Source organism: Mesorhizobium sp. M8A.F.Ca.ET.181.01.1.1, from assembly GCF_004792025.1.
Lineage (GTDB): Bacteria > Pseudomonadota > Alphaproteobacteria > Rhizobiales > Rhizobiaceae > Mesorhizobium.
The window spans coordinates 374546-387309 of sequence record NZ_SRTV01000006.1 but is presented as its reverse complement, the minus strand read 5'-3'; the positions used below and the strand labels follow the sequence as shown (position 1 = coordinate 387309).

At 63.7% G+C, this 12764-nt stretch carries 11 protein-coding genes; 7 read left to right on the top strand and 4 right to left on the bottom strand.

The window, feature by feature from the left end; genetic code table 11:
- Positions 1–25 precede the first annotated feature (25 nt).
- The 4 genes from EN824_RS22985 to EN824_RS22970 all read right to left on the bottom strand — a co-directional run bounded on the left by EN824_RS22985 (position 26) and on the right by EN824_RS22970 (position 4249).
- On the bottom strand, positions 26–1249 hold the full coding sequence (locus EN824_RS22985) for a glycosyltransferase family 87 protein (RefSeq protein ID WP_245521005.1): 1224 nt from the start codon (positions 1247–1249) through the stop codon (positions 26–28).
- A gap of 55 nt (positions 1250–1304) precedes the next feature.
- Positions 1305–1934: an alpha-ketoglutarate-dependent dioxygenase AlkB gene (locus EN824_RS22980; RefSeq protein WP_127275656.1), complete on the bottom strand. Its 630-nt coding sequence runs from the start codon at positions 1932–1934 to the stop codon at positions 1305–1307.
- 169 nt (positions 1935–2103) lie between these two features.
- Positions 2104–2541 (bottom strand): alternative ribosome rescue aminoacyl-tRNA hydrolase ArfB, encoded by a 438-nt coding sequence (gene arfB / locus EN824_RS22975; RefSeq protein WP_127275655.1) that lies wholly within the window; start codon positions 2539–2541, stop codon positions 2104–2106.
- Positions 2542–2638: 97 nt separating this feature from the next.
- The gene (locus tag EN824_RS22970) at positions 2639–4249 is read right to left on the bottom strand and encodes a phosphoenolpyruvate carboxykinase (RefSeq protein ID WP_135917027.1); all 1611 of its coding nucleotides are present in this window, start codon (positions 4247–4249) and stop codon (positions 2639–2641) included.
- Between the two features lie 345 nt (positions 4250–4594).
- Between EN824_RS22970 and EN824_RS22965 the strand changes: the two genes are divergently transcribed.
- The 7 genes from EN824_RS22965 to EN824_RS22930 all read left to right on the top strand — a co-directional run bounded on the left by EN824_RS22965 (position 4595) and on the right by EN824_RS22930 (position 12763).
- Positions 4595–5296 (top strand): response regulator transcription factor, encoded by a 702-nt coding sequence (locus EN824_RS22965; RefSeq protein WP_010912942.1) that lies wholly within the window; start codon positions 4595–4597, stop codon positions 5294–5296.
- Between the two features lie 24 nt (positions 5297–5320).
- Positions 5321–7105 (top strand): sensor histidine kinase, encoded by a 1785-nt coding sequence (locus EN824_RS22960; protein WP_127275653.1) that lies wholly within the window; start codon positions 5321–5323, stop codon positions 7103–7105.
- Between the two features lie 19 nt (positions 7106–7124).
- Positions 7125–7586 carry an HPr kinase/phosphorylase gene (locus EN824_RS22955; protein ID WP_135862503.1) on the top strand — a complete coding sequence of 154 codons (462 nt, stop codon included), beginning with the start codon at positions 7125–7127 and terminating at the stop codon, positions 7584–7586.
- Positions 7587–7750: 164 nt separating this feature from the next.
- Entirely contained in the window at positions 7751–8152 is a 402-nt protein-coding gene (locus EN824_RS22945) for a PTS sugar transporter subunit IIA (RefSeq protein WP_010912939.1), read from the top strand.
- Positions 8149–8445 (top strand): HPr family phosphocarrier protein, encoded by a 297-nt coding sequence (locus EN824_RS22940; RefSeq protein WP_127275650.1) that lies wholly within the window; start codon positions 8149–8151, stop codon positions 8443–8445. The genes EN824_RS22945 and EN824_RS22940 overlap by 4 nt, the downstream gene beginning before the upstream one ends.
- A 173-nt stretch (positions 8446–8618) precedes the next feature.
- Positions 8619–10019, top strand: a complete 1401-nt coding sequence (gene ahcY / locus EN824_RS22935; protein ID WP_127279621.1) for an adenosylhomocysteinase — start codon at positions 8619–8621, stop codon at positions 10017–10019.
- 188 nt (positions 10020–10207) lie between these two features.
- On the top strand, positions 10208–12763 hold the full coding sequence (locus tag EN824_RS22930; RefSeq protein ID WP_127279620.1) for a PAS domain-containing sensor histidine kinase: 2556 nt from the start codon (positions 10208–10210) through the stop codon (positions 12761–12763).
- Position 12764: the final 1 nt, after the last annotated feature.

Here is a 12764-nt window from a genome sequence, read left to right as displayed (position 1 = left end):
AGAGAGCCGAGGGCACGGCAATGGTTCACCGTGGCGATGATATCCGGCCGTCAGCTATCGTCGAGGTCACGCGTTCGCGAGCCCTTATGTCGGCAAGCATCCATGCCGACAGCGACAAGGGCACCAACACGCCGATGCCAAGCCCGATGCCGTTCACCAGATGAGCGATGGCAGGATAGAGCCAGACGAGCGCCAGGAAAATCCGGGGCATGCTGGCGCGCCTCGAAAACAGGTAGGCGACGGCAACGGCGAGACCGACGGTGTCGTAGCTGTAGCCGTACGGCGTCGCGACCGTTGCCAGCACGGCGGTGAGGACCACTCTTTCGCCATGCACGACCTGCCGCCGTGGCAACCAGACCCAGATGGCGGCGCAGATCGCGGCAATGGTCGCAGCGGCTTGCATCGCATAGGCCACTGTCAGCCCGGCGCCGCATGCGCGCGCCAGGAAGAACATGGTTGCGGCATTGGCCTGGTAGGGTTGGGGATAGGGTGCCTCCAGGATCGCCGTCATCAGGGGGCGGGTTTCGGTCCAGAACAGATGCCAGACGTCGAATCCGAGTGAGAGCCCGGTCAAAATGAACAGAGCCGCCGATGACAGAGCCGCTGCGGCGATGGCACGCCAGTTGCCGCTGGCCAGCAGGCAGAACGGCACCAGAATGCCCAGATGCGGCTTGATCGTCAGCAGACCGAACAGCAGCCCGGCCAGGATTGGCCGTTTTGGCGCCACGGCCAGTCCGCCAATGAGAAGAGCGGTGGTCAGGGCACCGTTCTGGCCGAAGATGGCGTTGATGAAGACGGCCGGACACACAAGGACGGCCGCTTCGGCCAGCTTGCCCAGTTTCAGCGGCCGCACCGCCAGCCAGAGGCAGAAGACGGTGCCGAAAGTCCAGATGAAATAGGCCGCAAAGATCGGCAGCAGCGCGAGCGGCACGCCGAAGACCAGGATGCTGGGCGGGTAGCTCCATTCCTGGTTGGGAAGATCGGGCGAAAACATCCGCCGCAAGGCCGCGCGATAGCTGTCGACGTCAAACAGCCAGGCTACATGGCCGTCGAGCGCCATGCGTCCGCCGGCCCACAGATTGGTGAAATCCCAATAAGGCAGCCGGTCACTGAGTTCGGAGAAGCCGTGCTCGTCGAAGGTCCACAAGGCAAGATGGTAGCGCAGTCCGATCAGGATTCCGGTGCACAGCACAAGTGCCGCGAAACGGAAATCGGATCGATTGCGGGCAGTCTGATCGGCCTGTGCCATTGCGCTGTTTCCAAGACCCTGTCCGCCTTGATAAGCGACGCGCGTTAAGATCGGCTTATGTGGAGGTCTCGCCGGGCTTCGTCACCCGCCGCAGCGTCAGATTGATCCTGCCGCCGTTCTTGAGCAGCGCGGAGGTCGAAGGGTAGATGCGGTCGACGCCATGGAAGGCAAGACGGCCCTCGCCGCCAAGCACGACGACATCGCCGCTTTTCAGCCTGAACGATTTGGTAGCGCCATCGCGCGTTGTCTGGCCGACCCTGAACAGACAGTCGTCGCCCAGCGAGACAGAGACGACGGGAGCCGAGAAATCGGCCTCGTCGCGATCCTGATGCAGGCCCATCTTTGCGTCGGGCGTGTAGAAATTGATCAGGCAGGCCTCCGGTGGATTCGGATAGCCCGACACCTGCCGCCACAGGTCGAGCAGGCTGTCGGGGATAGGCGGCCATGGCTCTCCGGTCAGCGGATGCGTCGGCTGGTAGCGATAGCCGCGTTCCTTGTCGGTGACCCAACCGAGCGGACCGCAATTTGTCATGCGCACGCTCATCTCCTTGCCGGTCCGCGGCATGGCCGGCACGAACAACGGCGCTTGCTGGACGATGCTCCTCACCTCCTCGACCAGCGTCTCCTGGACGGCGCGGGACAGATGGGCCGGCATGTGGCGGACGCCTTTGGGCAGAACGAGCATGGACTGGTTCACCTTGCTAATGTTCGGAGCCGCAAGATGCCACCATCACAGGCAGAGGGCGACCCGAAAGCCGTCGTCGTTTTTCACTGAAATTGCCCGGGCAGAACGCGCGGTGAATTCGTTTGCCCGATTGGCCAAAGGCGGTTGACGGGCACGATTGGCGTGCTGCTTAATCGTTCTCCACCCGACCGCGCAGCCTCTTCACTGTCGATCGCCCGGCCTTGGTCTTGAGCCGCCGCTCGACCGCGCCTTTCGACGGCCGCGTCTTCTTGCGCGGCGGCGGCGGTGGTTCGGCGGCCTTGGCGACCAGTGCCGTGAGCCTGGCCCGCGCATCGGCGCGGTTCTGTTCCTGGGTACGGAAGCGTCCGGCCTCGATGACGATGACACCGTCCTTGGTGGCGCGCTGGCCGGCAAGTTTTATGGTCCGCTCGCGCACACGGTCCGACAGGCCCTCGGCGTTCTGCGCGTCGAAGCGAAGCTGCACCGCCGTCGCCACCTTGTTGACGTTCTGGCCGCCGGGACCGGACGAGCGGATGAAATCCTCGTGCAAGTCGCCCGGGTGGATCACGGCCTCGCCTGAGATGATGATGTCGTCGTCGATCGGCATGCCGCAGTCATGGCGCGGCGGACCGAAAAAGAAAAGGCCCGATCGAAACCGGGCCTTCACTGGTGCCACGCGGCAATGATGCTGAGCGGCTTGGCGATTACTCCGCCGCTTCCTGCATGCGAGGTGCTGCCCCCAGCACCACGGCGTCGACATGGCTTTCGAATTTCTCGAAATTGACGGCGAACATGCTGACCAGCCTTGCCGCCTGCCGGTCGTAGGCCGCCTTGTCCGCCCAGGTTGAGCGCGGGTCGAGAATGGCGCTGTCGACGCCCGGCACCGCCACCGGCACCTCGAAGCCGAAATTGGCGTCGGTGCGGAAAGCGCCTGCCTTCAGCGAGCCGTCGAGGGCGGCAGCGAGCAGCGCGCGCGTCGCCTTGATCGGCATACGCTTGCCGGTGCCATGCGCGCCGCCGGTCCAGCCGGTGTTGACCAGCCAGCAATCGGCGCCATGGCGGGCAATCAGTTCGCGCAGAAGGTTGCCATATTCCGACGGATGGCGCGGCATGAAGGGCGCGCCGAAACAGGTCGAGAAGGTCGCCTCGGGCTCGGTGACGCCTTTTTCGGTTCCGGCGACCTTGGCCGTGTAGCCGGAGAGGAAATGATACATGGCCTGCGCCGGCGTCAGCCGGGCGATCGGCGGCATCACGCCGAAAGCGTCGGCGGTCAGCATGATGATGTTCTTCGGATGACTGGCGCGCCCGGTCTTCGAGGCGTTGGGGATGAAGTCGAGCGGATAGGCACAGCGTGTGTTTTCGGTGAGCCTGCCGTCATTGAAATCCGGCACTGCGTCGGCATCTAGCACGACATTTTCCAGCACCGTGCCAAAGCGTTGCGTGGTGGCGAAGATCTCCGGCTCGGCTTCCACCGACAGCTTGATCGTCTTGGCGTAGCAGCCGCCTTCGAAATTGAAGATGCCGTGCGGGCCCCAGCCATGCTCGTCGTCGCCGATCAATGTGCGGGACGGATCGGCCGACAGCGTCGTCTTGCCGGTGCCCGACAGGCCGAAGAAGATGGCGGCATCGCCGGCCGGTCCTTCATTGGCCGAGCAGTGCATCGGCATCACGCCCTTCTCCGGCAGGAGGTAGTTGAGCATGGTGAACACCGACTTCTTCATCTCGCCGGCGTAGGAGGTGCCGCCGATCAGCACGATCATGCGGGTCAGGTCGACGGCGATCACCGTTTCGGTGCGGCTGCCATGGCGGGCGGGATCGGCGCGGAAGGACGGCAGGTCGATGATCGTCATGCCGGGCACGAACTGTTCGAGTTCGGCCGCGTCGGGACGGATGAGCAGGTTGCGGATGAACAGCGAGTGCCAGGCAAATTCGGTGATCACCCTGGTGGGCAGCTTGAGCTCCTCGTCGGCGCCGCCGACCAGATCCTGTACATAGAGATCCTTGTCCTCGGCGTGGGCCTGGAAATCGGCGAGCAAAACGTCGAATTGAGCCGGCGAGATCGCCTTGTTGTTGTCCCACCAGACATGCGGCTCGGTGGCGCCGTCGCGAACGACGAACTTGTCCTTGGGCGAGCGGCCAGTGTGCTGGCCGGTCTCGGCGACGAGCGCGCCATGGGCGGTCAGCCGGGCTTCGCCGCGCCGGATCGCTTCCTCATAGAGGGCGGCCGCGCCGAAATTGTAGCGCACCATGCCGGAGGTTTTCAGACCGATACGATCGATCGCGCAGGCACGATTGCGTTTGCCGATTTCCGACATTGGAGACCTTTCTCAAGATTTGCCGCATCTTTGCCGGCGTATTTCCGGCACACCCGCCAAGCAGGCCAGCATGGTCAGAACCAGAAAAGCCAAATGATATCAAATCATTAATCGATTTAAATATTTTGAAAGTTGTTTAAATCGTTTATATATGCGAAAAGTTTCGTGGTTGCCCAAAGGATTGGCGATGTTCGTTCGTCCAATCCGTGTCGAGGTTGAATTGTGGCCGGCGGCACCCTTGCTCGTGACAGCGGACAAGGCCTACGCCACATTTTGTACCTAATTTGTCCTGCAAAAGCCCCTTCTCTACGAAAGAAGGGACAGCTCATGAGGGAGCCGCTTGAAATGGCAACAATCGCGCTTGTCGACGACGACCGCAACATTCTGACGTCGGTGTCGATCGCCCTCGAATCCGAGGGATATCGTGTCGAGACCTACACGGATGGTGCGTCCGCGCTGGAAGGCCTGGCGGCGCGGCCGCCGAATCTCGCCATCCTCGACATCAAGATGCCGCGCATGGACGGCATGGAGCTTCTGCGCCGGATGCGCCAGAAATCCGACCTGCCGGTGATCTTCCTGACCTCCAAGGACGATGAGATCGATGAATTGTTCGGTCTCAAGATGGGCGCCGACGACTTCATCCGCAAACCGTTCTCGCAGCGCCTGCTGGTCGAGCGGGTGCGCGCCGTATTACGCCGGGCCAGTGCCCGCGAGGCCGCGGCAAAAGCGCCCAGCCAGCAGGCTCGCTCGCTCGAACGCGGCCAACTCGTCATGGATCAGGAGCGCCATACCTGCACCTGGAAGGGCGAGCCGGTAACGCTCACCGTCACCGAGTTCCTGATCCTGCATTCGCTGGCGCAACGCCCCGGTGTGGTAAAAAGCCGTGATGCGCTGATGGATTCGGCCTATGATGAGCAGGTCTATGTCGACGACCGCACGATCGACAGCCACATCAAGCGGCTGCGCAAGAAGTTCAAGGCCGTCGACGACGACTTTGAAATGATCGAAACCCTTTACGGAGTCGGATACCGGTTCCGCGAAGCGTAAAGCCTAGGCAGGAGCTGCTATTCGATGGCAGTGGAAGCACAACGAAGCAGACCGGCGGCCGCTGCCAGGCGGCCGTCGCGCATCATGCCGTCCTTCGTGTCGAAATTCACGGTGCCTATGCGCCGATTCCTCGGCCACCATATCTTTTCCAGCCTGACGCGGCGTATCCTCTTCCTCAATCTCGCCGGGCTGGCGGTGCTCGTCACCGGCATCCTCTACCTCAACACCTTCCGCGACGGTCTGATCGACGCGCGCGTCGAAAGCCTGATGACGCAGGGCGAGATCATCGCCGGCGCCATCGCGGCGTCGGCGACGGTCGAGACGGATTCGATCAGCATCGACCCGGAAAAGCTGCTCGAGCTGCAGGCCGGCGAAAGCCTGGGACCCGGCTCGGACCAGCTCGACAATCTGGATTTTCCGATCAACCCGGAGCGCGTGGCGCCGGTGCTGCGGCGGCTGATCTCGCCGACCCGCACGCGCGCCCGCATCTATGACCGCGACGCCAACCTGCTGCTCGATTCACGCCATCTCTATTCGCGCGGCCAGATCCTGCGCTACGACCTGCCGCCGGTCGAAGAGGAAGAACCCGACCTTGTCGAGCGCGTCCAGAAATTCATCTTCGACTTCTTCCGCAACACCGACCTGCCGGTCTATCACGAACAGCCGGGCGGCAACGGCGCCGCCTTTCCGGAAGTGGTCAAGGCGCTGACCGGCAGCCCGTCGACCATCGTGCGTGTCTCGGAACAGGGCGAGCAGATCGTCTCGGTGGCGGTGCCGATCCAGCGTTTTCGCGCCGTTCTCGGTGTGCTGATGCTGTCGACCGAAGGCGGCGATATCGACAAGATCGTCGCCGCCGAACGCAAGGCGATCCTGCGCGTCTTCGGCATCGCGGCGCTCGTCACCGCAATCCTGTCGATGCTTTTGGCTTCCACCATCGCAAACCCGCTGCGCCGGCTGTCGGCGGCGGCCGTGCGGGTGCGCCGCGGCGTCAAGAGCCGCGAGGAAATCCCCGACTTTTCCGACCGCCAGGACGAGATCGGCAATCTGTCGATAGCCGTGCGCGACATGACCAACGCGCTCTATGCGCGCATCGAGGCGATCGAGAGTTTCGCCGCCGATGTTTCGCATGAGCTGAAGAACCCGCTGACGTCGTTGCGCAGCGCCGTCGAAACATTGCCCCTGGCGAAAAATGATACCTCGCGCGCACGTCTGATGGAGATCATCCAGCATGACGTCAAACGGCTGGACCGCCTCATCACCGACATTTCCGATGCCTCCCGCCTCGACGCCGAACTGGCGCGCGAGGACGCGGGAACCGTCGACCTGAAGAAATTCGTCACCGACCTCGTCGCTGTTTCGCGTGAAACGACGCGCAACAAGAAGGCGGTCGAGATCGAGCTCAAGGTTGCCAAGCTGCCACAGGGCGCCAAGGGCTATGTCGTCGTCGGCCATGACTTGCGCATCGGCCAGGTCATCACCAACCTGATCGAGAACGCCCGCTCCTTCGTGCCCGAGGATCATGGCCACATCAGCCTGTCTCTGGCGCGCGCCGGCAAGTTCAACATCCTGACCGTCGACGACAATGGGCCCGGCATCCGCGCCGACACGATCGACCGCATCTTCGAACGCTTCTACACCGACCGGCCGGCCGGCGAGGCGTTCGGCCAGAATTCGGGGCTTGGCCTGTCGATCTCCAGGCAGATCGTCGAGGCCCATGGCGGCACGCTGACCGCTGAAAACATTCCCGGCACCAAGCCCGGCGAGATCAAGGGCGCACGCTTCGTCGTGACGCTGCCGGCCGAGGGATGACCTTGGCCCTGATATAACCATGCCCGAAGCCGCCGCGCAGCCTGAAAACATCCACGGAACCGCGATCCTGATCGGCGATCGCGGCGTCCTCATCACCGGCCCGTCCGGGGCCGGCAAGACGACACTGGCGCTGACGCTCCTGGACCATTGCCGGGCGCGCGCGCTGTTCTCGCGGCTGATCGGCGACGACAGGCTGCTTGCCTCGGCACACGCCGGGCGGCTGGTCTGCCGCGTGCCGCCGACCATCGCCGGTCTCGCCGAGGTGCCTGGGTTCATGCCGCGCCCGCTACCATTCGAGCCGGGCGGCGTGATCGACCTGCATGTGCGGCTTGTGCCGAAGGCGGAAATGGCCCGTTTCCAGGAGGAACTCAGTGAGCCGGTCGCAGGCTGCCCGGTGCCGCGTATCGACCTTGCGGAGCGCAACGCCGCCACGGCCTTGCCGGCCATCATGGCGCGGCTGTCGATCGCGCCTTTTCTATGATCCGCCCTGGGTTTTTTGCTGCAATGCGTCAAAATGGCATGGGCCGGCGCAATTTTGGGCTTGTCAACGGGCCGCGCGTCGACAAGATAGCGCTCCCGCCGCCTGGATTGGCTGGCGAGCATAAAATGCGCCTGTGAAGCGGCGATGACGGGAGCCACCAAAGAATGATCGGACTCGTGCTTGTAACGCACGGTCAACTGGCCACCGAGTTCCGACATGCCGTCGAACATGTCGTCGGGCCACAAGACAATTTCGAAACCGTGGCGATCGGTGCCGACGACGATATGGAGCAGCGTCGCCGCGACATCGTCGACGCGGTCGCCCGTGTCGATACAGGGGCAGGTGTGATCGTGCTGACCGACATGTTCGGCGGCACGCCATCCAACCTGGCCATCTCGGTGATGGAGTCCGGCCGCACCGAAGTGATCGCCGGCATGAACCTGCCGATGCTGATCAAGCTGTCGTCGATCCGCAAGGGCGACAACATGGCGGCGGCGCTCGATGAAGCGCAGGCCGCGGGCCGCAAATACATCAATGTCGCCAGCCAGCTTCTGAGCAGCAAATGAACGCGATATTCCCGGAAAAAGACCAGATCGTCCGGGAGTTTCCGATCGTCAACCAGCGCGGCCTGCATGCGCGCGCCTCGGCGAAATTCGTCCAGCTCGCCAGCGGCTTCAACGCCTCTGTCCATGTCGAGAAGGACGGCGTCCAGGTCGGCGGCACGTCGATCATGGGCCTGATGATGCTGGCCGCCAGCCCGGGATACTCGATCCGCGTCACCGCCAGCGGCCCGGAGGCGCTCGAGGTCATGGATGCGCTGGAGCAGCTTGTCGCCTCCCGTTTCGGCGAAGAGTGCTGACCCCGAAATCAGCCCTCCGGGACATGCACGAATAAAGATTTCTTTATATCCCATTGTCGTGTGGAACCTGATCTGCTAGTCAGACCGGCAATTCGCGCCCTTGGAAATGTCTTCCGGCACGGGCGCATCCGCAAACAATTCGCACGCATAACAATTCGCATCGGAGCACTGCCATGACGGGTAGCAAGGACTATGTGGTCGCCGACATCTCGCTTGCCGGCTGGGGCCGCAAGGAACTCGATATAGCCGAGACCGAAATGCCGGGCCTGATGGCCTGCCGCGAGGAATTCGGCGCCAAGAAGCCGCTCAAGGGCGCGCGCATCACCGGCTCGCTGCACATGACCATCCAGACGGCGGTGCTGATCGAGACGCTGAAGGTGCTCGGCGCCGATATCCGCTGGGCTTCCTGCAACATCTTCTCGACCCAGGATCACGCCGCCGCGGCGATTGCCGAGGCCGGCATTCCGGTCTTCGCCGTCAAGGGCGAAAGCCTCGAACAGTACTGGGACTACACCGACAGGATCTTCCAGTGGGCCGATGGCGGCCTCTCCAACATGATCCTCGATGATGGCGGCGACGCCACCATGTATATCCTGATCGGCGCCCGCGCCGAGGCCGGCGAGGACGTGCTGTCCAATCCGCAGAGCGAGGAAGAGGAATATTTCTACGCGCAGGTCAAGAAGCGCCTGAAGGCTTCGCCGGGCTTCTTCACCAAGCAGAAGGAAGCGATCCGCGGCGTCACCGAAGAGACGACTACCGGCGTCAACCGGCTCTACCAGCTGCAGAAGAAGGGCCTGCTGCCCTTCCCCGCCATCAACGTCAACGACTCGGTGACCAAGTCGAAGTTCGACAACAAATATGGCTGCAAGGAATCGCTGGTCGACGGCATCCGCCGCGGCACCGACACGATGATGGCCGGCAAGGTCGCGGTCGTCTGCGGCTATGGCGATGTCGGTAAAGGCTCGTCGGCCTCGCTCAAGGGCGCGGGCGCCCGCGTCAAGGTCACCGAAGTCGACCCGATCTGCGCGCTGCAGGCGGCGATGGACGGTTTTGAAGTGGTCACGCTGGAAGATGCGGCACCGACCGCCGACATCGTCATCACCACCACCGGCAACAAGGATGTCGTCACTCTCGACCATATGCGCTCGATGAAGGACATGGTGATCGTCGGCAACATCGGCCATTTCGACAACGAGATCCAGGTCGCGTCGCTGCGCAATCTGAAGTGGACCAATGTCAAGCCGCAGGTCGACATGATCACCTTCCCGGACGGCAAGCGGATGATCCTCCTGTCGGAGGGCCGCCTGCTCAATCTCGGCAACGCCACCGGCCATCCGAGCTTCGTCATGTCGGCATCCTTCACCAACCAGGTGCTGGCCCAGATCGAGCTCTACACCAAGGGTGAGCAGTACCAGAACCAAGTCTATGTGCTGCCCAAGCATCTCGATGAGAAGGTCGCGCGCCTGCATCTCGACAAGCTCGGCGCCCGCTTGACCGAGCTGTCGGGCGAGCAGGCCGCCTATATCGGCGTCACGCCGCAGGGTCCGTTCAAGCCGGAACACTACCGCTATTAACCAAAGCCGAATTTACTACAAGATATTGATGCCGGGCGATTGACTTTTCGCCCGGCTTTATTTTTGCGCCGAATGATTCTTCACGCCGATTCCAGCAGGCGCTATTGTTGTGATTCGCGGGTCCAGGGGCGAGGACCGGCGCACGCGTCAGGGCGGTCTTGCATTCAGGCGGCGAAGAGGACCAAGACATGCCGGGGGAAAACCCGCTTCACGCGGGACAGGCCGTTTCCGGCGGCCACGATGATTCAGGGACCATGGGCTGCGCCACACGCGGCGAGCGCCTTTCCTGGCGCGCCCGTGCGGGATTGCTCCTTGCCGGTTCCGCGCTTGCCTGCCCCTTGCAGGGGGCGGTCGCGCATGCCCAGGCGGTCGGCGCCGCGGTGGCCGGTCTTTCGATCAGCACCGTCGAGGTCGTACAACTGGCGGTGTTCGTCGGCGTAACGGGTACGGCATTCCTGTCGGCCATCGTTCTCATCCGCGAACGAGCGCGTACCTCGGCGGAGAATGTCGAGCTGAGAAGCCGCGTCGCCGATGTCAGCGCGGCATTGCGGCGTTCGGAAGCGCTGCTCAATTTGCGCGACCAGCGTGTCGTCGTCTGGGCCTCGGAAAACAAGAAGCCCGAACTCATCGGCACATTGCCGACCGAAAGCGGCGCGCCGGAGGAACGGGCCGCGTTCCTCGCCTTTGGCCGCTGGCTGATGCCGCGTTCGGCGGCGGCACTCGAACATGCCGTGGCGGGTTTGCGCGAAAAAGGCAGGCCGTTCGACCTGGTGATCGAATCCCAGGCCGGCGCTCCATTGGAGGTGCATGGCCGCAAGAGCGCGGCCCATGTGCTGGTGCGGTTTGTCTCGCTGTCCGAGACACAGCGCAGCCAGGCCCGGCTCAAGATCGACAACCAGCGGCTGGCCGCTGACCATGACACGATGATCGGCCTGCTCGAAGCGCTGAAGATGCCGGCATGGCTGCGTGACGAGCATGGCCGCCTGAAATGGGTGAACCGGGCCTATGCCGACGCCGTCGAAGCCGAGAGCGCGGAAGCCGCCGTGCGCGGCGCCAAGGAGTTCCTCGGCGGCCAGGCGCGCGACGCCATCGCCACGCAGCACAAATCGCATCCGGTGTTCGAGCAGTCGCTGTCGACGGTGATCGAAGGCGACCGCCGCGTGTTCGCCGTGACCGACTTTGCCGGCGCCGACGGTTCGGCCGGCCTTGCCTGCGACACCAGCGCCATCGAGGCCATCCGCGGCGAATATGAGCGGACTGTGCGCAGCCACGCCGATACGCTCGACCAGCTCAACACCGCGGTCGCCATCTTCGACACCGACGAGAAGCTGCGCTTCTTCAACCAGGCTTTCCAGAAACTGTGGGGGCTCGACAGCGGCTTCCTGCACAGCGCGCCCGACAACGCCCTTTTGCTCGACCGGCTGCGCAGCGAGGGCAAGATCGCCGAACAGCCGGAATGGCGCCGCTGGAAGGAAGGCCTGCTCGGCGCCTACCGCGCCGTCGAATCGCAGGAGCACTGGTGGCATCTGCCGGACGGCAAGACGATCCGTGTCGTCGCCAATCCGCAACCCAAGGGCGGCGTCACCTGGGTGTTCGAGAACCTGACCGAGAAGATGGATCTCGAAAGCCGCTACCGCACCGCGGTTCGGGTCCAGGGCGAAACGCTCGACAATCTGGCGGAAGGCGTCGCGGTGTTCGGCCCCGACGGCCGGCTGCGCCTGTCGAACCCGGCCTTCGCCACGCTGTGGGGGTTGGACGCGGAAGCCGCCAAGCCCAATGTGCACGTATCGGCCATACGCGAGCTCTCCGACCGACAAGCGGTCGAGAGCCCCTGGCCCGGCTTCGTCGCCGCCATCACCGGCTTCGACGACGAGCGCCGCGACCGCCACGGCCAGACCGAGCTCAACAACGGCACCGTGCTGCGGTACGCCGTGATTCCGCTGCCCAACGGGCAAGTGATGATGACCTTCGTCGACGTTACCGACAGCGTCCACGTCGAACGCGCGCTCAAGGACAGGAACGAGGCGCTCGAGAAATCGGACCAGCTCAAGAACGAATTCGTCCAGCATGTGTCCTATGAACTGCGTTCGCCGCTGACCAACATCATCGGCTTCACCGAGCTGCTGTCGCTGCCGGCAACCGGCCCGTTGACGCAGAAGCAGCGCGAATATGTCGAGCATGTCGGCTCGTCCTCCTCGGTGCTGCTGACCATCGTCAATGACATACTGGACCTTGCGACCGTCGATGCCGGCATCATGCAGCTCGACATTTCCGAAGTGCATGTCGACCGCACCATCGCGGCCGCCGCCGAGCTTGTCGCCGACCGGCTGGAGGAGCATTCGATCCGGCTTGCGGTCGACGCCGCCGCCGCGCCGAAGACGTTCCATGGCGACGAAACCCGCATCCGCCAGATCCTCTACAATCTGCTGAGCAACGCCGCCAATTACGCGCCGGAGGCCAGCACCATCCGGCTGGCCTGCCGCCAGCTGGCGGACGGAGTCGAGTTCTCGGTTCACGACGACGGGCCCGGCATGCCGCCTGATGTGCTCGATTCGGTGTTCCGCCGCTTCGAGCCGCGCACCAATGGCGGCCGCCGCCGCGGCGCCGGCCTCGGCCTGTCGATCGTCAAGAGCTTTGTCGAACTGCATGGCGGCGCCGTTCGCATCGAAACCGGCAAGGACAAGGGCACGACCGTCATCTGCACCTTTCCCGACATGCCGGGTATCCGCGCAGCGGCCGAGTAGC

Excerpts from the sequence above, each read along its gene's own strand:
- EN824_RS22980 (WP_127275656.1), bottom strand. The coding sequence starts at position 1,934 with ATGCTCGTTCTGCCCAAAGGCGTCCGCCACATGCCGGCCCATCTGTCC.
- ahcY (WP_127279621.1), top strand. The coding sequence starts at position 8,619 with ATGACGGGTAGCAAGGACTATGTGGTCGCCGACATCTCGCTTGCCGGC.
- arfB (WP_127275655.1), bottom strand. The coding sequence starts at position 2,541 with ATGCCGATCGACGACGACATCATCATCTCAGGCGAGGCCGTGATCCAC.
- EN824_RS22985 (WP_245521005.1), bottom strand. The coding sequence starts at position 1,249 with ATGGCACAGGCCGATCAGACTGCCCGCAATCGATCCGATTTCCGTTTC.
- EN824_RS22965 (WP_010912942.1), top strand. The coding sequence starts at position 4,595 with ATGGCAACAATCGCGCTTGTCGACGACGACCGCAACATTCTGACGTCG.
- EN824_RS22960 (WP_127275653.1), top strand. The coding sequence starts at position 5,321 with ATGGCAGTGGAAGCACAACGAAGCAGACCGGCGGCCGCTGCCAGGCGG.
- EN824_RS22970 (WP_135917027.1), bottom strand. The coding sequence starts at position 4,249 with ATGTCGGAAATCGGCAAACGCAATCGTGCCTGCGCGATCGATCGTATC.
- EN824_RS22955 (WP_135862503.1), top strand. The coding sequence starts at position 7,125 with ATGCCCGAAGCCGCCGCGCAGCCTGAAAACATCCACGGAACCGCGATC.
- EN824_RS22940 (WP_127275650.1), top strand. The coding sequence starts at position 8,149 with ATGAACGCGATATTCCCGGAAAAAGACCAGATCGTCCGGGAGTTTCCG.
- EN824_RS22930 (WP_127279620.1), top strand. The coding sequence starts at position 10,208 with ATGCCGGGGGAAAACCCGCTTCACGCGGGACAGGCCGTTTCCGGCGGC.
- EN824_RS22945 (WP_010912939.1), top strand. The coding sequence starts at position 7,751 with ATGATCGGACTCGTGCTTGTAACGCACGGTCAACTGGCCACCGAGTTC.